Below are 17,437 nucleotides of genomic sequence, written 5' to 3'. Positions count from 1 at the left end.
GGCCCGTCTGTGTAGGGGCGGGTTATTCGGTCGGCGCCCAGTAGTCGAGCAGCGTGCCCAGGCCGGGCTCCAGGGTCTTCCAGGAGCCGGAGAAGCTGAGCACGGCGAACGCTGCGGTGGGGAAGTCGCGGCTGCTCATCCGCTCACGGGCGTCGCCCTCGGACTGGCCGGCCAGGATGTCGGCGAGGGCCTGCACTCCGGGGTTGTGGCCGATCAGGAGCACGTTCTGCATGTCGTCCGGGGTTTCGTTGAGCACGGCGATCAGCTCGCCGGGCGAGGCCTCGTAGAGCCGCTCCTCATAGACCGTTTTCGGCCGATGCGGGAACTCGTGGACGGCGAGTTTCCATGTCTCGCGGGTGCGGGCCGCGGTGGAGCAGAGGGCCAGATCGAAGGGGATGCCGGTGTCGGCCAGCTTGCGCCCGGCGACGGCGGCGTCCTTGCGGCCCCGCTCAGCGAGCGGCCGCTCATGGTCGGACACCTGTGGCCAGTCGGCTTTCGCATGCCGGAAGAGGACAATCCTGCGGGGTTCTGCGACGCTCATGGAACCCAGCTTCGCATGAAACACGCCATGGAGCGCAGAGAGTTGGCACGCTGCCCCGACATGGCAGATCCTCCAGCTCAGGAGCCCTGGGGCAGCACCGTCTGCTGGATGCGCTCGATGAGCTCGCCGACCGCGGGGTCGCCGCTCGCCGCGTGGGCGTCCGCGGGGTTGAGTATCAGCAACAGCAGTGCGACGAAGGCGAGCGCGGGCAGGGCGACGGCCCACCAGGGCAGCCGGGCCTCGACGCCGCCCCTGGTCGCCGAGCTGTGCCGGGTGTGCGTACGGGCCGACATGCCGCCTCCGTGGGTCTTCGAGAGGTCCGTGGATCCGCGTCTTCGCGGCCACAGTTCGAAGCTACGGAATGAAGAGCCCTCAACCCATCCGGTGATCCACCCACTTGACCCTGACACTCACCCCCTAGGGGATGGTGGGGCTAGCCCCACCATCCCCTAGGGGGTGGGGCAACGGCATCACGGCGAAGCGATCGACGCGATGACGCCGATGATCACGAAGATGGCGAAGAAGGCGCCGAAGACGAGCAGCATCTTCTTCTGGCCGTTCTTGGGGTTCGGGTCGAGCACGGGCATACGGCCAGTCTCGCACCCTTCGTACGCCCCCTCACCGGTGGGGTCGGCCGCTCAAGGGCGGGACCGGCGCTCGGTCTCCTCCTCGACAGTGCGGTCGCGCCCGGCCAGGAAGCCCACCACGAGCTGCGGGATCATCAGGGCCGTCATGAGTGCGAGCGGCAGCCCCCAGCCGCCGCTGTGCTGGTAGAGCACGCCCACCAGCAGCGGTCCGGGGATCGAGATCAGGTAACCGGTGCTCTGCGCGAAGGCCGAGAGCTTCGCGACCCCGGCGCTGGACCGGGTCCGCATGCCGATCAGAGTGAGGGCCAGCGGGAAGGCACAGTTGGCAACACCGAGCAGCAGCGCCCAGGCCCAGGCGCCGCCCGCCGGGGCGAAGTAGAGACCCGCGTATCCGGTGAGGCCGCACAGGCCGAGGGCGATCGCGATCGGTCCCTGGTGGGGCAGGCGCGTCGCCACGCGCGGGATGACGAACGCCAGTGGCACACCCATGACCATCGTGACGGCGAGGAGCAGTCCGGCCGTGCCCGCCGGGACACCCGCGTCACGGAAGATCTGCGGCATCCACCCCATCGTGATGTACGCGGCGGTGGCCTGGAGCCCGAAGAAGACGGCGAGCGCCCAGGCGGTACGGCTTCGGGTGATCCGCAGCGCGTCCGGACCCTGGCGTGCCACGGGAGCCGAGGCCACGCCAGAAGCCGAAGCCGTACCGGAAGCCGAGGCCGCGCCGGGCACCGAGGGCGCCCCCCGTTCGCGTACGAGCAGAATCCACGGCACCACGGCAACGGCCGCGAGGCCCGCCCACACGGCGAGCCCCGACTGCCAACTGCCGCCCAGAGCCCCGGTCATGGGCACCGTCACGGCGGCCGGGGCGGCGGTGCCGAGGGCCATGGCCATGGAGTACAGGCCGGTCATGGAGCCGACCCGGTCCGGGAACCAGCGCTTGACGATCACCGGCATCAGGATGTTGCTGACCGCGATGCCCATGAGTGCGAGGGCGCTGGCAGCGAGAAAGCCGACCGTGTTCCCGGCGAAGGGCCGGATCGCCAGGCCCGCGGTGATGGACACCATGCCGGCGCACACCACGGTGCCGGGCCCGAAGCGGCGGGCGAGGCGCGGTGCCATCACGCCGAAGACGGCGAAGCAGAGAGCCGGTACGGATGTGAGCAGTCCGGCGACGCTGCCGCTCATGCCGAGGCCGGTGCGCACCTCTTCGAGGAGGGCGCCGAGGCTGGTGATCGCGGGCCGCAGGTTGAGGGCCGTGAGGACGAGGCCGACGATCACCAGGCGCGTCCCCCACGCGCGCGGGGCCGCGGGCTTCGGGGAATCGTCGGCTCCGGAGGAACTGCGTAAGGGCATGGGCTCGGATGCGGACGTCGGCGTCCGGGTTTCCGTACGGGTTTCCTCGCTTGCCATGCCGCCCATCATAGAATCATGGGATGATTGGTTGTCCACCGTCTGTCCACGGAGAAATGCCATGCCCCTGAGCCATCCCCGACGATCGGCACTGTCCGAGCAGGTCATCGCCGAACTGCGCGGCCAGATCACCTCGGGCGAATGGCCGGTCGGCTCCCGCATCCCCACCGAGCCGGAGCTGGTCGAGCAGCTGGGCGTGGCCCGGAACACGGTTCGCGAGGCCGTGCGCGCGCTCGCGCACAACGGCCTGCTCGACATCCGCCAGGGCTCGGGCACGTACGTCGTGGCGACCAGTGAGCTGGCGGGCGTGATGCACCGCCGCTTCGCGGACGCCGATCCCCGGCACATCGCCGAGCTGCGCTCCACGCTGGAGTCGAGCGCCGCGAAGCTGGCCGCCGAGCGCCGTACCGAACGCGACCTGAAGCAGCTGGACGCGCTCCTGGTGCGCCGCGAGGAGGCCTGGGAGTCGGGCGACGCGGAGGCCTTCGTCATCGCCGACACGTCGTTCCACATGGCGGTGGTGGCCGCGTCCCACAACGACGTCATGACGGCGATGTACGCGGACCTCGGCGAGGTCGTGCGCGACTGGCTGCGCGAGGACGTGGGCGAGGAGCTGACGCCCGAGACGCACATGGACCACACGCGCCTGGTGGACGCGATCCGCGCGGGCGACGCGGAGTCCGCCGCCACGGAGGCCGCGAGCTATCCGTTCCTGTGCCGCCCGAGGGGTCCTGCTCCCTCCGGAGACTGATGCGTCACCTCCGGTGCGTGACCCACGCCGAGCGGACCTCCTTCCAGCACCGGCCGGCCAGACGCACGGTCTGCGTGGGCCCCACCGCGACCCGGGTCCCGTCGCTGTCGATGTCCCACCACCGGTCGCACTCGATGTGCAGGGCGACCCGGTCGATCTCCGGATACGGGTTGTGGCAGTACGCGGTCACATACGAGCCCTCGACCCTGATCCGGCACTCCGACCCGAAGGGCCTGACGACGGGTACGCGCGCGTGGAGGGCCGTTTTCGTGGTGTCCGGGGCATCGTCGTAGGCCGGTATGAGCGGGAGAGCGAGAACGACCAGCAGCGGAGCGAAGCGCGGGGAAAGGCGCACAAGGGGGACCCCCTCTGCCGTGCCGGGGAGGGACGCGTGATGAACGCCTGATCCAGAGTGCGCAGTTGCCACCCCTGACCGCCCGGCCGGGTAGGCCGAACGAGTGATGGGTGAGGGCCCGCGATCTGCCGGACGGTCGGCAGATCGCGGGCCCTCACCCATCAGTCGAGCCGGTCAAACCACAGCGGCAGCGTCACGCGCCAATCGCGTGCAGGCCGCCGTCCACGTGGATGATCTCGCCAGTGGTCTTCGGGAACCAGTCACTGAGCAGCGCGACGACGCCGCGGCCGGCCGGCCCGGGGTCCTTGAGGTCCCACTCCAGGGGCGAGCGGTTGTCCCACACGGAGGCCAGCTCGCTGAAGCCCGGGATGGACTTGGCGGCCATCGAGGCGAGAGGGCCGGCGGAGATGAGGTTGCAACGGATGTTCTGCTTGCCCAGGTCACGCGCCATGTAGCGGCTGGTGGCCTCCAGGGCGGCCTTGGCCGGGCCCATCCAGTCGTACTGCGGCCAGGCGTACTGGGCGTCGAAGGTGAGGCCGACGACCGAGCCGCCGTTCTGCATCAGTGGCAGGCAGGACATGGTCAGCGACTTCAGGGAGTACGCCGAGACGTGCATCGCGGTGGCCACGGACTCGAACGGCGTGTTGAGGAAGTTGCCGCCGAGGGCGTCCTGCGGGGCGAAGCCGATGGAGTGCACGACGCCGTCGAGGCCGCCGAGCTCCTCGCCGACGATGTCGGCCAGTCGCCCGAGGTGCTCGTCATTGGTGACGTCGAGCTCGATGACCTTGGTGGGCTTGGGGAGCTTCCTGGCGATGCGCTCGGTCAACGTGGGCCGCGGGAACGCGGTCAGGATGATCTCGGCGCCCTGCTCCTGGGCCAGCTTGGCGGTGTGGAAGGCGATGGAGGACTCCATCAGCACACCGGTGATCAGGACGCGCTTGCCCTCGAGGATTCCGCTCATGGCTCAGTGACCCATTCCCAGTCCGCCGTCTACGGGGATGACGGCTCCAGTGATGTACGAGGCGTCGTCCGAAGCGAGGAACCGCACCGTCGCGGCGACCTCCTCGGGCTGCGCGTACCGGCCGAGCGGCACCTGCTTCACGATGTCCCCGCGCTGCTCGTCGGTGAGCACCTTGGTCATGTCGGTGTCGACGAAGCCCGGCGCGACGACGTTGAAGGTGATGTTGCGCGAGCCCAGCTCGCGGGCGAGGGAGCGCGCGAAGCCGACCAGACCGGCCTTGGAGGCGGCGTAGTTGGCCTGGCCCGGGCCGCCGTACAGCCCGACGACCGAGGAGATCAGGACGACGCGGCCCTTTCTGGCGCGCAGCATGCCGCGGTTGGCGCGCTTCACGACCCGGAAGGTGCCCGTCAGATTGGTGTCCAGGACGGACGTGAAGTCCTCCTCGGACATACGCATCAGCAGCTGGTCCTTGGTGACGCCGGCGTTGGCGATCAGCACCTCGACCGGGCCGTGCTCGGCCTCGATCTCCTTGTAGGCCTGCTCCACCTGCTCGGTGTCGGTGATGTCGCACTTGACCGCGAGGAAGCCGGCTGGCGGCTCGCCCGAGCGGTACGTGATCGCGACCTTGTCGCCCGCGTCGGCGAAAGCGCGGGCGATGGCGAGGCCGATGCCCCGGTTTCCTCCGGTGACGAGAACCGAGCGGCTCAACGGATCACCCTTTCGATAGCCGGACTGGTGCCCCTGCATGGCAGGCGGTTACCTCGAAAACCTATCGGTCGCGCCCGGCTTGCGGACAATCCGCCATCGACAGTGGCTCCGCCCGCCTCCTGTCGGGTCTCTACAGTCGGCGCGGCTCGGAGGCGGCTGTATCAGTCCGCCATGCCGGGTGCGTATGCGGGCAGAGCCGCCGCTCGCGCCGCCTCCAGCATCCGCTTGTCGTACGTGACAAGGCATTGCAAGGAGTCACCGAGCGTCAGTGCACTGGCCACGTGCAGGGCATCCAGAGTGCGCAGGCGACCGGGGAGGCCTGCCGCCTGGTCCCGGACCTCCTCCGTCACGAGGATCTCCGTGATGTCTCGTTGAAGATCGCTCATGGCCGTGGGGAAGTCACCCATGAGGTCCAGGGTCCGCACGGTCTCCACGAAACCGATCGTGCTGGTGGCGAAAGGGGCCGCTGGGCGCTCGTCGAGGAAGGCGTCCAGTTGCGTGGAGTAGTCCCGCCTGGTCAGCCAGGTGATCAGCGCCGAGGAGTCGAGGTAGATCAACGGTCGTCCTCCTCGCGCTCGGCGAGCAGCAGGTCGAGCGGCGAGACGTCAGCGGGGACCTCGTAGTGCGGCAGCCGCGCCCTGTCCGCGCTGGTCGCCGCCTTGAGTCGGATCTTGCCCTGGGCCACAAGGTCGGCATATCGGGCCACCGGTCCGGAGCCGGGCAACAGTATGGCGATGACGTTGCCGTGCCGGGTCACCTGGACCGCCTCGCCCTTCTCCACGCGGGCGAAGACGGCGCTGGGGTTGTACGAGAACTCTCGAACGGAAATGGTGCTCATGCCGGGTTCCTTCGCTACGGCAGGACACAGCACATTGTGCCTACATCTCTACGATGGTACCTACATCGTCGATTGCGTTCAGCTTCTCTTCCGGGTGGAACACCCTCGCTGCCGCCTCACCCGTTCACGCCGGCGCAGGGTTCCCGCAGCCTTCTTCCAGCAGCCGGTCGTAGATGGCGAGCGCCCGCTGGAACTCCTTGGCCGGGGTCCATTCGCTCGCGGCTTCCAGAAGGGTTTCCTCCCGGTGCTCCGGGTACTGGTCGGCCGGCTCCTCCATCGCCGTGGCGGCTTCCGCGCCGGAGGCGTGGAAGCGGGAGGTGGGCCGGGACGAGTGCTTGCGGCGAGCCTGTGCTTTCGGCTTCGCCTTCCTGGAGCGGCCGTTGCTGGGCATGCTTCCTCAACTCAGCGGCAGGCAAAGGAGACACGCACCTCGGCCAGTGAATTCGTTGGAAGCAAGAGTGTCGGCGCTGCATGATTCACTGCGGACAAACACTTCTCGCTAACGGTGACAAGGGGAGGCCGCTCGTGGCCCATGAGGTCGATCAGTCATTCCTGGCACTGCCCCTGAGGGCCCTGGCCGACGCCGCCCTCGCGCGCGCCCGCGCACTCGGCGCCGAGCACGCCGACTTCCGGTTCGAGCGAGTGCGCAGTGCGGCCTGGCGGCTGCGGGACGGCAAGCCGTCCGGGTCGTCGGACACGACGGATCTGGGGTTCGCGGTGCGGGTGGTGCACGGCGGGACCTGGGGGTTTGCTTCCGGTGTCGACATGACGATGGACGCCGCCGCGAAGGTCGCCTCGCAGGCCGTGGCGATGGCGAAGCTGTCGGCGCAGGTGATCAAGGCGGCGGGCTCCGACGAGCGTGTGGAGCTGGCCGACGAGCCGGTGCATGCCGAGAAGACCTGGGTCTCCTCGTACGAGATCGACCCCTTCTCCGTACCGGACGACGAGAAGGTGGGGCTGCTCACGGACTGGAGTGCGCGGCTGCTGGCGGCCAACGGGGTCAGCCATGTGGACGCCTCGCTGCTGACGGTGCACGAGAACAAGTTCTATGCCGATACGGCGGGGACCGTCACCACGCAGCAGCGCGTGCGGCTGCATCCGCAGCTCACCGCCGTCGCGGTCGACGAGTCGAGCGGCGAGTTCGACTCCATGCGGACGATCGCGCCGCCGGTGGGGCGCGGCTGGGAGTACCTCACGGGCACCGGCTGGGACTGGGAGTCCGAGCTGGAGCGGATCCCGGAGCTGCTCGCCGAGAAGATGCGGGCGCCGAGCGTCGAGGCGGGGGCGTACGACCTGGTCGTCGACCCGTCCAACCTGTGGCTGACGATCCACGAGTCCATCGGACACGCCACCGAACTGGACCGCGCGCTCGGCTACGAGGCGGCGTACGCCGGGACATCCTTCGCCACCTTCGACCAGCTGGGCAAGCTGCGGTACGGCTCCGAGCTGATGAACGTCACCGGCGACCGGACCGCCGAGCACGGGCTCGCGACGATCGGGTACGACGACGAGGGCGTCGCAGGGCAGTCCTGGGACCTGGTCAGGGACGGGACGTTGGTCGGCTACCAACTCGACCGCAGAATCGCGAAGTTGACCGGCTTCGAACGGTCCAACGGCTGCGCGTACGCCGACTCCCCCGGCCATGTGCCGGTGCAGCGCATGGCCAACGTGTCGCTCCAGCCGGATCCCGGCGGGTTCTCCACCGAGGACCTGATCAGCGGTGTCGACCGCGGGATCTATGTCGTCGGCGACCGCTCGTGGTCCATCGACATGCAGCGCTACAACTTCCAGTTCACCGGACAGCGCTTCTTCAAGATCGAGAACGGGCGGATCACGGGCCAGTTGCGGGATGTCGCGTACCAGGCGACGACCACCGACTTCTGGGGCTCGATGGCCGCGGTCGGCGGCCCGCAGACGTACGTCCTGGGCGGTGCCTTCAACTGCGGCAAGGCCCAGCCGGGCCAGGTCGCGGCGGTCTCGCACGGCTGCCCGTCCGCCCTCTTCAAGGGCGTCAACATCCTTAACACCACGCAGGAGGCCGGTCGATGAGCGCGCGTACGAACAAGCCGCACGAGGTCGTCGAGCGCGCCCTCGAGCTGTCCCGGGCCGACGGCTGCGTCGTGATCGCGGACGAGTACTCGACGGCCAATCTGCGCTGGGCGGGCAACGCGCTGACCACGAACGGGGTCACACGCGGGCGCACGCTGACCGTCATCGCGACCGTCGACGGCAAGAAGGGCACCTCCTCCGGGGTCGTCTCACGCTCGGCCGTGACCGCGGACGATCTGGAGCCGCTCGTACGGTCCGCCGAGGCCGCGGCGCGGGGCGCGGGTCCGGCCGAGGACGCGCAGCCGCTGGTGACGGGGGTCGCTCAGTCCCCCGAGTTCACGGACGCGCCCACCGAGACCTCCTCGGGCGTCTTCGCGGACTTCGCCCCGGCGCTCGGCGAATCGTTCGCCCGCGCGCGTGAGGGCGGACGCGAGCTGTACGGCTTCGCCAACCACGAGTTCGTCTCCAGCTACCTCGGTACGTCGACGGGGCTGCGTCTGCGGCACGACCAGCCCAACGGCACGCTGGAGTTGAACGCCAAGTCGCCTGACCGTACGCGCTCCGCGTGGGCGGGGCGGTCGACGCGGGACTTCAAGGACGTGGACCCGGCGGCGCTCGACGCGGAGCTGGCCACGCGCCTGAGGTGGGCGGAGCGGCGCGTCGAGTTGCCTGCCGGGCGGTACGAGACGCTGCTGCCGCCGACCGCTGTCGCGGATCTGCTGATCTACCAGTTGTGGTCGTCGTCGGCCCGGGACGCGGCCGAGGGCCGGACGGTGTTCAGCAAGCCCGGCGGTACGCGCATCGGCGAGAAGCTCGCAGAGCTCCCCCTGACGCTGCGCAGCGACCCGAACGAGCCGGGCCTGGAGTGCGCGCCCTTCGAGCTCGCGCACTCCTCCGGGGGCGACTCCTCGGTGTTCGACAACGGGCTGCCCCTCCAGGCCACCGAGTGGATCCGTGCGGGCGAGCTGGCGCATCTGGTCAGCTCCCGGCACAGCGCGGGCCTGACCGGACTGCCGGTGGCTCCCGCCATCGGCAACCTGATCCTCGACGGCGGCCAGGACAAGTCCCTCGAGGAGATGGTCGCCGCTACCGAGCGCGGGTTGCTGCTGACCTGCCTCTGGTACATCCGCGAGGTCGACCCGGCCACGCTGCTGCTGACCGGGCTGACCCGGGACGGCGTCTACCTGGTCGAGAACGGCGAGGTCACGGGCGAGGTGAACAACTTCCGGTTCAACGAGTCGCCGGTCGATCTGCTGGGCCGGGCGACCGAGGCGGGACGCACGGAGAAGACGCTGCCGAGGGAGTGGGGCGACTGGTTCACCCGGGCCGCGATGCCCGCCCTGCGCATCCCCGACTTCAATATGAGCTCCGTCAGTCAGGGCGTATGACGTCCGTCGGTCAGGGCCTGGGGGCCGGGGCGCTTGATGCCGTGGGCTCTGTCAGTCGGGACGTATAACCTCGTAGTCGGCTGTCACTCGACCGCCCGAAGATCATCCAAGGAGATACGAGAACCGTGACGGACATCGTCGACGAGCTGAAGTGGCGCGGGCTGATCGCCCTGTCCACTGACGAGGACGCTTTGCGCAAGGCGCTCGCGGACGGTCCCGTCACGTTCTATTGCGGCTTCGACCCGACGGCGGCCAGTCTGCACGTCGGCCACCTGGTGCAGGTCCTCACCATGCGCCGTCTTCAGCTGGCGGGCCTGCGCCCGCTGGCCCTGGTGGGTGGGGCGACCGGCCAGATCGGCGACCCGCGCCCGACGGCGGAGCGCACGCTGAACGACCCGGAGACGGTCGCGAACTGGGTCGACCGGCTGCGCGGGCAGATCGAGCCGTTCCTGTCCTTCGAGGGTGAGAACGCCGCGGTGATGGTGAACAACCTGGACTGGACGGCCGGGATGTCGGCCATCGAGTTCCTGCGGGACATCGGCAAGCACTTCCGCGTCAACAAGATGCTCACGAAGGACTCGGTCGCACGGCGCCTGGAGTCCGAGGAGGGCATCAGCTACACGGAGTTCAGCTACCAGCTGCTGCAGGGCATGGACTTCCTTGAGCTGTACCGCCGGCACGGCTGCACGCTCCAGCAGGGCGGCAGCGACCAGTGGGGCAACCTCACGGCGGGCCTGGACCTGATCCACCGCCTGGAGCCGCATGCCGAGGTCCACGCGCTGGCGACGCCGCTGATGACCAAGGCGGACGGCACGAAATTCGGCAAGACCGAGGGCGGTGCCATCTGGCTCGACCCGGAGATGACGACGCCGTACGCGTTCTACCAGTTCTGGCTGAACGCGGACGACCGGGACATCTCGGCGTACATGCGGATCCTGTCCTTCAAGTCCCGCGAGGAGCTGGAGGAGCTGGAGAAGGTCACCGAGGAGCGTCCGCAGGCCCGTACCGCCCAGCGGGCGCTGGCCGAGGAGCTGACGACGCTGGTGCACGGCGCCGAGCAGACGGCCGCCGTGATCGCCGCGTCGCGCGCCCTCTTCGGTCAGGGTGAGCTGGGTGAGCTGGACGAGGCGACGCTGAGTGCGGCGCTGTCCGAGGTGCCGCACATCCAGGTCGCGGAGCCGACCCTGGTGGTGGACCTCTTCGCCGAGGTCGGTCTGGTGGCCAGCAAGTCGGCCGCGCGCCGCACGGTCAAGGAGGGCGGGGCGTACGTGAACAACGTCAAGGTCGCGGGCGAGGACGCCGTCCCCGCCAAGGAGGACCTGCTGCACGGGCGGTGGCTGGTGCTGCGGCGCGGCAAGAAGAACCTTGCGGCGGTGGAGGTCACGGGCGGCTGAGCACCATGCATGGGTGGAGGGGGTGGCCGGCCGGCCGCCCCCTTCATCTGCCGTCAGGCTCTCTGTCTGCCGCCCCGTACGGCCGTGTACAGCATGTCGCCGAGGAAGACGAGGATGACCGCGGCAGCGAGCTGGAGGCCGTGGCGGCCCCAGTCGATGCCGCGGGTCTCGTCGATGCCGATACCGCGGGCGATCGAGTTGCCCACGATGGCGCCGATCATCCCGAAGATCGTGGTCAGCCAGAGTGGGCTGTGCTGCTTGCCCGGAATGATCGCCTTGGCCAGCAGACCAAGCACGAAGCCGACGATGATCGCCCACAACCAGCCCATGGCTGCCTCCTGTACGGCTCTGCGCGAGCGTTTCGCCCAGCTTCGGCCTGGCCGTCGTACGACGCATGCCGGGCACCGCCATACGCGGTACGACGCAGCGGCCCCCGACCCGAAGAGGACGGGACCCGGTCTCGAACGCGGCGCATGTGCGGCGTACCGTAGAGGTGGTACGGACCGGTGCGCGTCCGATGCAGGCGGGTGGTGGAACGTGATGCGGAAGCACAGCGAAGCCGAAGTCTTCCGGATCACCGGGGCCAGGCAGGGGCTCGCCGACGACGTGCGCGGCAGGCAGCGCCGCTATGTCATCTCGATGTCCGTCCGTACGGTCGCCGTGATCCTCGCGGCCACCCTCTGGAACGTCGAACGGCACGTCGCCGTCGTCGCCTTGGTGCTCGGCGTCGTTCTCCCGTACATCGCCGTGGTGATCGCCAACGCGGGCCGGGAGAACGCGCCGTCGCTGCCGTCGACGTTCGTCACCGTGCCCACCCGGCCGATGCTCACGGAGTCCCGACCGGACGATGCCGCGGAATCCGTCCCGGAAGACGTCGCGGCCGATTCCCCGGCCGACGCCCAGGGCGAGCCGCACGAGCGGACCTGACCACCGCCGATCCATGGCGGCCGGACCTTCACGGCGGCACCAAGCTCAAGAAAAGCTCAGATCAATCATGCTGTTCCAGTGCCGGGCAGCGGGTCACCCGTGACATACTTCGTACGCGCTCCGCATCCCCCGTCGGAGCGACAGACCGACGCCGGGCAGCTCCCCCCGTGGCTGCTCGGCGTCGCCTTTTGTCGCGGGGTTTCTCCCGGCTTTTTTACTGGTTCTCCTCCATCGGCACCGCCGTCACGCTGTAGCCGCGCCGGTCGAGTACGCGGCCCACGTTCTTCTCCGTACGCAGCACCACTGCCCGGTCGTCGACCTGGAATCGCAGATGTGCCATCTCCTGCTCCAGGTGTGCTTCGAGACGGTGCACGTCGTGGACACCGCGCAGCCATACGTCGAGGATCAGGTTGTGCGGGCCCGCGGTGATCGCGCAGAGTCGCAGCTCCGGCAGCGTACGCAGTGAGGTCGAGGCCGCTTCCAGGTGTTCGGCCGGTACGGACGCGAAGTAGACGGCGGATACGGGCCAGCCGGTCAGCGGGCGCGCCAGGCTGCAGCGCAGAACGAGCTGGCCGGCGGAGAGCAGCTGGTTCAGACGGCGGCGTGCGGTGGCGACGCTCGTGCCAGTGCGCTCGGCGAGCTGCTTGAGGGGCATCCGGCCGTCCTCGCCGAGGGCCACGACGATGCGCCGGTCAAGAGGGCGCAATGGCTCGGCAGGGAACGGTTGCCGCTCGGGCGGGCGGAGCAGGGCGCGCTGATCGGCGGAGAGGCTGCGCAGCCGCCAGCGGCTGCCCTCGAAGGGAGCGGCGGTGACGACGTGGGAGCGCGTCGAGCGCACGCCGGGGCAGAGTGCGATGCGCTCACCGATGTAGTCGACGAGGCCGTCGAGGTCGTACGCCCAGACGATGGCGAGGATGTCGCGGGCCCCGGAAGTCTGTTTCACGCTCATCGCCTGGACGTCGTGCGCGAGGAGTTGGGCGACCCGGGAGGCCTGTGCCGCCTCGGTGACGATCTCGACCTGGGCCAGGACCCGGCCGTCGGCCGTCGGGACCAGATAGCCGTCCACCCAGGCGGCGCCGCTGTCCGTGAGCCGCTTCCAGCGGCGGGCGACGGTGACCGCGTCCACGCCGAGCGCCTGGCCGACCAGGGCCCAGGGGGCGCGGGGCTGGATCTGCAGGGCGTTCACGATGGCGAGGTCCAGCTCGCCCAATTCGTGCATTTCAAATGCCTCACTGACTGATTCCTGCGAAATTACGGCGGCGTTGAGCGGTTGCTGGAGGCTACCCACTCCAAGAGCCGAACATGAGGAGCAGTACTCGTGGCCTCCCCCTTGAAGATCGTCAACGCCCGCATCGTGGACGGGACCGGACGCGCGCCCGTGAGCGGCGGAGTGGTCCTGGCGGACGAGCAGGGCGATCTCGTCTACGCGGGCCCCGCACAGGGCGCTCCCTGCACCGACGAGGGCATCCGTGTCATGGATGTGGCGGGCCGGACGGTGCTGCCCGGCTTTATCGACTGCCATGTGCACTTCGGCATGGAGAGTGGCCGGGAACTGGGCACCCGGTTCGCCGCCGATCCGACCGTGGAGACCTTCCGTACCGCCGAGCGGCTGCGCCGGACGCTGCATGCCGGGGTGACCACGGCGCGCGACCTGGGCGGGCTGCCCGCAGGGTTCCGTACTTCGGTGACCGATGGCCTGATCGAGGGCCCCCGGCTGCACACCGCCGTCCGCATCATCGGGCACACCGGCGGACACGCCGACTTCACCACTCCCTCGGGCATCGACGTGAGCGGTGGTGTGGGCGAGATCGCGGACACCGTGGACGAGGTGCGCAAGGCCGTACGGCGGCTGCTGCGGGACGGCGCCGACGTCATCAAGCTGTGCGCGACCGGCGGCATGGGCAGCCCGCACGACCAGCCGGAGGACGAGGGGCTGACCGTGGACGAGATCCGCACGGTCGTCGACGAGGTCCGCCGGCACGGCGGGCGCCCGGTGGCCGCGCATGCGCAGGGCACGGCCGGCATTCTCAACGCGATCCGCGGGGGCGTCACCAGCATCGAGCACGGGTACGGCCTCGACGCCGAAGCGCGTGAACTGGCCGGAGAACGGGACGTGTTCGTCGTACCGACGCTGTCCACGGTCTTCGACGGCATCGACAAGTCGACCATGGCGCCCTACCACTACGCGAAGAAGATGCGCTGGTCCGGGATCACCAAGGAGAACATCTCCGCCGCGATCGCGGACGGGCTGCGCATCGCGATGGGGACGGATGCCGCCATCTGTCCGCACGGCCAGAACCTTCGCGAGCTGACGCACCTCGTCTCGCTCGGGATGTCCCCGATGGACGCGATCGCGGCCGGTACCCGCGTAGCCGCCGAACTGCTCGGTCTGGACGAGCGGTTGGGGACGCTGGAGCCCGGCAAGGCCGCCGACATCGTCGTGTGCGACGGCGACCCGGTGGCCGACATCTCCCTGCTGGCCGACCCGACGCACATTCGGTGCGTGATCCAGCAGGGCGTCGTACGCAAGAACACGCTCACCGAATGAACCCTCTGAAAGGCGACCGTCGTGCAGGACACCCTCACTCCGCCGGCCCCCACGCCCGGCAACAGCAGACTCGACCGGCTCATGGGCGCCTTGGAGCGCCTCGGCAACCGACTCCCCCACCCCTTCTACCTGTTCGGCGTCCTCTTCGTGGTCCTCGCGGTGACGTCCACCGTGCTGGCGTGGACGGACGCCGGGGTGACGGTCCCGGGTTCGGACGAACGCCTCGCGATCAAGGGACTGTTGACCGGGGAGGGGATCAGCTGGCTCCTGGAGAACGCGCTCACCAACTTCACGGGATTCCCGCCGCTGGGGACCGTCCTGCTGATGATGATGGCCGTCGGTGTCGCCGAGCGAACGGGCCTGCTGGAGACGGCGGTCAAGGCGACCATCGCCCGGGCTCCCGCGCGGCTGCTGCCGTATGTGGTGGCGTTCGTGGCCTGCCAGGGCCATGTGATGAGCGATATCGCGATCCTGGTGATTCCGCCGCTGGCGGCGCTCGCGTTCAGGGCGGCCGGGCGCAATCCGGTGGCCGGGCTCGTCGGGGCCTTCGCCTGTGTGTGCGCGGGCTATTCGGCGGGCTTCACGGTGGGTGCCCTGGACGCTCTGTACGCGGGCATCACGGAGAAGGTCGCCGCCGCGCTGCCGATGGGGCAGGAAGCGCCCACGCATCTGCTGGTCAACTATTTCTTCACCGCCTCGGCCAGTGTGGTGCTGGCGCTCATCGGCGGTTTCCTGACCGCGCGCGTGCTGGAGCCGCGGCTGCCGGCGCCCACCGGTGACGGCTCCTCGGGCGACGGCTCCTCGGGTGACGAAGAGTCCCTGACGACCGAGATCAGCAAGGAGCAGCGGCGCGGTCTGCTGCTGTCCGCCGCGGCGGTCGGTGTGTACACGGCCGTGGTCCTCGTTGCCTGGCTGCTGCCGGGCAGCCCGCTGCGCGGCGAGGGCGGAGCGCTCATCCCGTCGCCGGTGCTCAGCGGCATCGTGCCGCTGTTGTTCGGCGCGTTTGTGATCGCGGGCGTGGTGTACGGGGTCGCTGCGCGCACGGTGACGCACAAGAACGACGTGCCGAAGATGATGGGCGAGTCGATCACCTCGATGTCCGGCTACATCGTGCTGATCCTCGTCATCGCGCAGTTCATCGCGGTCTTCAACTGGTCGAACGTCGGCACTCTGCTGGCGGTGAAATGTGCGGCGCTGCTGGAGTCGGCGGGGCTCACCGGCTTCCTCGCACTGGTGCTGTTCGTGCTGGTGGTGACCGTGCTGAACATGCTGATCTCGTCCGGTTCCGCTCTGTGGTCGCTGATGGCGCCCGTCTTCGTGCCGACGTTCATGCTGATCGGCATGTCCCCGGCGCTGACCCTGGCGGCGTTCCGGATCGCCGACTCGGCGACGCAGATGATCACGCCGCTGAATCCCTATCTGTTCCTGTCCCTTGCGCTGATGCGGAGGTACGAGCCGGGGGCGCAGCTGGGCACGCTGATGTCGCGGCTCGCGATCTATGTGGTGCCGTTCCTGGTGGCGTGGCTGGCCGTGCTCGGGATCTTCTATGTGTTCGACCTGCCGCTGGGACCGGGCGCCGGCATCGAGATGCCGTAAGGGTGGCGATGCCACAAAGGGTTAGGGTCGGGGGCGTGATCCTGAACGTTCCCGGCTCCGAACCGGCCTCGCCCATCTGCTCCGCCAAGGGCTGCCGGGCCGACGCGGTATGGGTGCTCGCCTGGAACAACCCGAAGCTGCACACCCCAGACCGCCGCAAGACCTGGCTGGCGTGCGAGGAGCACCGCGAGTACCTGTCCAAGTTCCTTGGCGTACGCGGCTTCTTGAAGGACGTCGTGCTCCTGGAGGACTGGGAGTCCCAGGAACCCCTGGAACGTCAGGAGCCACCGCAGTCCCCGGAGGCTTAGCCCCGGAGTCCCCGGAAGCTCAGAGGAACTCCTAGCCGCCGATCGCCGACATCGGACGCTGCGGCTGCACGAACGACGGGTCGTCCAGGCCCGCGCCCGCCTTCTTGCCCCACATCGCCAGCTTCCATATGCGGGCGATCTCCTCGTCCGGCGCGTCCGAGCGCAGGGCGGCGCGCAGGTCGGTCTCCTCCTGGGCGAAGAGGCAGGTACGGACCTGGCCGTCGGCCGTGAGCCTCGTACGGTCGCAGGCCGAGCAGAACGGGCGGGTGACCGAGGCGATGACCCCGACGCGGTGCGGGCCACCGTCGACGAGCCAGCGCTCGGCCGGGGCCGCGCCCCGCTTCTCGGAGCCCTCCTCGGTGAGCTCGAAGCGGGTGCGCAGCGAGGTGAGGATGTCGCCGGCGGTGACCATGCCTTCACGCTTCCAGCCGTGCTGGGCGTCGAGCGGCATCTGCTCTATGAAGCGCAGTTCGTAGTCGTGTTCCACGGCCCAGGCCAGCAGGTCCGGGGCCTCGTCGTCGTTCAGCCCCGGCATCAGGACGGTGTTGACCTTGACGGGGTTCAGGCCCGCCTCGCGGGCGGCTTCGAGGCCCTCGATGACGTCCTTGTGGCGGTCGCGGCGGGTGAGGGTCTTGAAGACGTCGGGGCGCAGCGTGTCCAGGGAGACGTTCACCCGGTCCAGGCCCGCCGCCTTCAGGGCGGGCGCCGTGCGCCTGAGGCCGATGCCGTTGGTGGTCAGGGACATCTGGGGGCGTGGCTCAAGCGCGGCCACGCGCTCCACGATGCCGACGAGTCCGGGGCGCAGCAGGGGCTCGCCGCCGGTGAAGCGGACCTCGGTGATGCCCAACTGCCGTACGGCTATGTCGATGAGGCGGACGATCTCGTCGTCCGTGAGCAGGTCGGGTTTGGCGAGCCACTGCAGGCCCTCTTCGGGCATGCAGTACGTGCACCGCAGATTGCAACGGTCCGTCAGCGACACACGCAGATCGGTGGCCACACGGCCATAGGTGTCGATGAGCACGTGGGCCCCCTCCACTCGCGCGAACACTCATATGAATTCCAGTCACCAGCGA

Annotated in this window: 21 protein-coding genes; 8 read left to right on the top strand and 13 right to left on the bottom strand. The window is 69.3% G+C overall.

The window, feature by feature from the left end; genetic code table 11:
• Window positions 1-22 precede the first annotated feature (22 nt).
• The 4 genes from IEZ21_RS27335 to IEZ21_RS27325 all read right to left on the bottom strand — a co-directional run bounded on the left by IEZ21_RS27335 (window position 23) and on the right by IEZ21_RS27325 (window position 2,553).
• On the bottom strand, window positions 23-541 hold the full coding sequence (locus tag IEZ21_RS27335; RefSeq protein ID WP_033317766.1) for a SixA phosphatase family protein: 519 nt from the start codon (window positions 539-541) through the stop codon (window positions 23-25).
• 77 nt (window positions 542-618) lie between these two features.
• Window positions 619-834: a hypothetical protein gene (locus IEZ21_RS27330; protein ID WP_189324530.1), complete on the bottom strand. Its 216-nt coding sequence runs from the start codon at window positions 832-834 to the stop codon at window positions 619-621.
• 177 nt (window positions 835-1,011) lie between these two features.
• Entirely contained in the window at window positions 1,012-1,128 is a 117-nt protein-coding gene (locus IEZ21_RS48480; RefSeq protein WP_106972257.1) for an SGM_5486 family transporter-associated protein, read from the bottom strand.
• Window positions 1,129-1,179: 51 nt separating this feature from the next.
• On the bottom strand, window positions 1,180-2,553 hold the full coding sequence (locus IEZ21_RS27325; RefSeq protein ID WP_189324529.1) for a CynX/NimT family MFS transporter: 1,374 nt from the start codon (window positions 2,551-2,553) through the stop codon (window positions 1,180-1,182).
• A 49-nt stretch (window positions 2,554-2,602) separates the two neighbouring features.
• Here IEZ21_RS27325 and IEZ21_RS27320 point away from each other — a divergent pair, with 49 nt between their 5' ends.
• Entirely contained in the window at window positions 2,603-3,292 is a 690-nt protein-coding gene (locus IEZ21_RS27320; protein ID WP_189324528.1) for a FadR/GntR family transcriptional regulator, read from the top strand.
• 4 nt (window positions 3,293-3,296) lie between these two features.
• On the opposite strand, the gene IEZ21_RS27315 is transcribed toward IEZ21_RS27320, so the two are convergent.
• The 6 genes from IEZ21_RS27315 to IEZ21_RS27290 form a co-directional block, all read right to left on the bottom strand.
• The gene (locus IEZ21_RS27315; RefSeq protein ID WP_189324527.1) at window positions 3,297-3,647 is read right to left on the bottom strand and encodes a hypothetical protein; all 351 of its coding nucleotides are present in this window, start codon (window positions 3,645-3,647) and stop codon (window positions 3,297-3,299) included.
• 193 nt (window positions 3,648-3,840) lie between these two features.
• Window positions 3,841-4,608: an enoyl-ACP reductase FabI gene (fabI, locus tag IEZ21_RS27310; protein WP_033317770.1), complete on the bottom strand. Its 768-nt coding sequence runs from the start codon at window positions 4,606-4,608 to the stop codon at window positions 3,841-3,843.
• 3 nt (window positions 4,609-4,611) lie between these two features.
• Window positions 4,612-5,316 (bottom strand): 3-oxoacyl-[acyl-carrier-protein] reductase, encoded by a 705-nt coding sequence (gene fabG / locus IEZ21_RS27305; protein ID WP_189324558.1) that lies wholly within the window; start codon window positions 5,314-5,316, stop codon window positions 4,612-4,614.
• Window positions 5,317-5,477: 161 nt separating this feature from the next.
• Window positions 5,478-5,873: a type II toxin-antitoxin system VapC family toxin gene (locus IEZ21_RS27300; RefSeq protein WP_189324526.1), complete on the bottom strand. Its 396-nt coding sequence runs from the start codon at window positions 5,871-5,873 to the stop codon at window positions 5,478-5,480.
• On the bottom strand, window positions 5,870-6,154 hold the full coding sequence (locus tag IEZ21_RS27295) for a type II toxin-antitoxin system Phd/YefM family antitoxin (protein WP_033317771.1): 285 nt from the start codon (window positions 6,152-6,154) through the stop codon (window positions 5,870-5,872). The genes IEZ21_RS27300 and IEZ21_RS27295 overlap by 4 nt, the downstream gene beginning before the upstream one ends.
• Window positions 6,155-6,278: 124 nt before the next feature.
• Window positions 6,279-6,545 carry a hypothetical protein gene (locus tag IEZ21_RS27290; RefSeq protein WP_189324525.1) on the bottom strand — a complete coding sequence of 89 codons (267 nt, stop codon included), beginning with the start codon at window positions 6,543-6,545 and terminating at the stop codon, window positions 6,279-6,281.
• 134 nt (window positions 6,546-6,679) lie between these two features.
• On the opposite strand from IEZ21_RS27290, the gene IEZ21_RS27285 reads away from it, so the two are divergent.
• The 3 genes from IEZ21_RS27285 to tyrS all read left to right on the top strand — a co-directional run bounded on the left by IEZ21_RS27285 (window position 6,680) and on the right by tyrS (window position 10,985).
• Window positions 6,680-8,203 (top strand): TldD/PmbA family protein, encoded by a 1,524-nt coding sequence (locus IEZ21_RS27285; RefSeq protein ID WP_189324524.1) that lies wholly within the window; start codon window positions 6,680-6,682, stop codon window positions 8,201-8,203.
• Window positions 8,200-9,591, top strand: coding sequence for a TldD/PmbA family protein (locus IEZ21_RS27280; protein ID WP_189324523.1), 1,392 nt, complete (start codon window positions 8,200-8,202; stop codon window positions 9,589-9,591). Before IEZ21_RS27285 ends, IEZ21_RS27280 begins: the two co-directional genes overlap by 4 nt.
• A 125-nt stretch (window positions 9,592-9,716) precedes the next feature.
• The gene (gene tyrS / locus IEZ21_RS27275) at window positions 9,717-10,985 is read left to right on the top strand and encodes a tyrosine--tRNA ligase (protein WP_189324522.1); all 1,269 of its coding nucleotides are present in this window, start codon (window positions 9,717-9,719) and stop codon (window positions 10,983-10,985) included.
• A 53-nt stretch (window positions 10,986-11,038) separates the two neighbouring features.
• On the opposite strand, the gene IEZ21_RS27270 is transcribed toward tyrS, so the two are convergent.
• On the bottom strand, window positions 11,039-11,314 hold the full coding sequence (locus IEZ21_RS27270; protein WP_189324521.1) for a GlsB/YeaQ/YmgE family stress response membrane protein: 276 nt from the start codon (window positions 11,312-11,314) through the stop codon (window positions 11,039-11,041).
• Between the two features lie 211 nt (window positions 11,315-11,525).
• Here IEZ21_RS27270 and IEZ21_RS27265 point away from each other — a divergent pair, with 211 nt between their 5' ends.
• A complete protein-coding gene (locus IEZ21_RS27265) occupies window positions 11,526-11,912 on the top strand; it encodes a DUF3099 domain-containing protein (protein ID WP_189324520.1) in 387 nt (128 codons plus the stop codon).
• 214 nt (window positions 11,913-12,126) lie between these two features.
• On the opposite strand, the gene IEZ21_RS27260 is transcribed toward IEZ21_RS27265, so the two are convergent.
• Entirely contained in the window at window positions 12,127-13,131 is a 1,005-nt protein-coding gene (locus IEZ21_RS27260) for an Lrp/AsnC family transcriptional regulator (RefSeq protein WP_189324519.1), read from the bottom strand.
• A 99-nt stretch (window positions 13,132-13,230) separates the two neighbouring features.
• Between IEZ21_RS27260 and IEZ21_RS27255 the strand changes: the two genes are divergently transcribed.
• The 3 genes from IEZ21_RS27255 to IEZ21_RS27245 are packed head-to-tail and all read left to right on the top strand — an operon-like array spanning window position 13,231 to window position 16,364.
• Complete coding sequence (locus tag IEZ21_RS27255; protein WP_246568179.1) at window positions 13,231-14,460, top strand: metal-dependent hydrolase family protein; 1,230 nt, start codon at window positions 13,231-13,233, stop codon at window positions 14,458-14,460.
• Window positions 14,461-14,481: 21 nt separating this feature from the next.
• Window positions 14,482-16,056: an AbgT family transporter gene (locus IEZ21_RS27250; protein ID WP_246568177.1), complete on the top strand. Its 1,575-nt coding sequence runs from the start codon at window positions 14,482-14,484 to the stop codon at window positions 16,054-16,056.
• Between the two features lie 8 nt (window positions 16,057-16,064).
• Window positions 16,065-16,364 (top strand): hypothetical protein, encoded by a 300-nt coding sequence (locus IEZ21_RS27245; protein ID WP_189324518.1) that lies wholly within the window; start codon window positions 16,065-16,067, stop codon window positions 16,362-16,364.
• A gap of 31 nt (window positions 16,365-16,395) precedes the next feature.
• On the opposite strand, the gene moaA is transcribed toward IEZ21_RS27245, so the two are convergent.
• Window positions 16,396-17,385 (bottom strand): GTP 3',8-cyclase MoaA, encoded by a 990-nt coding sequence (moaA, locus tag IEZ21_RS27240; RefSeq protein WP_189324517.1) that lies wholly within the window; start codon window positions 17,383-17,385, stop codon window positions 16,396-16,398.
• Between the last annotated feature and the right edge of the window lie 52 nt (window positions 17,386-17,437).

Source organism: Streptomyces flaveus (assembly GCF_014647675.1).
GTDB classification, from domain to species: Bacteria; Actinomycetota; Actinomycetes; order Streptomycetales; family Streptomycetaceae; genus Streptomyces; species Streptomyces flaveus.
The sequence above is the reverse complement of the archived record's forward strand: the minus strand, read 5'-3'. Positions and strand labels throughout refer to the sequence as shown.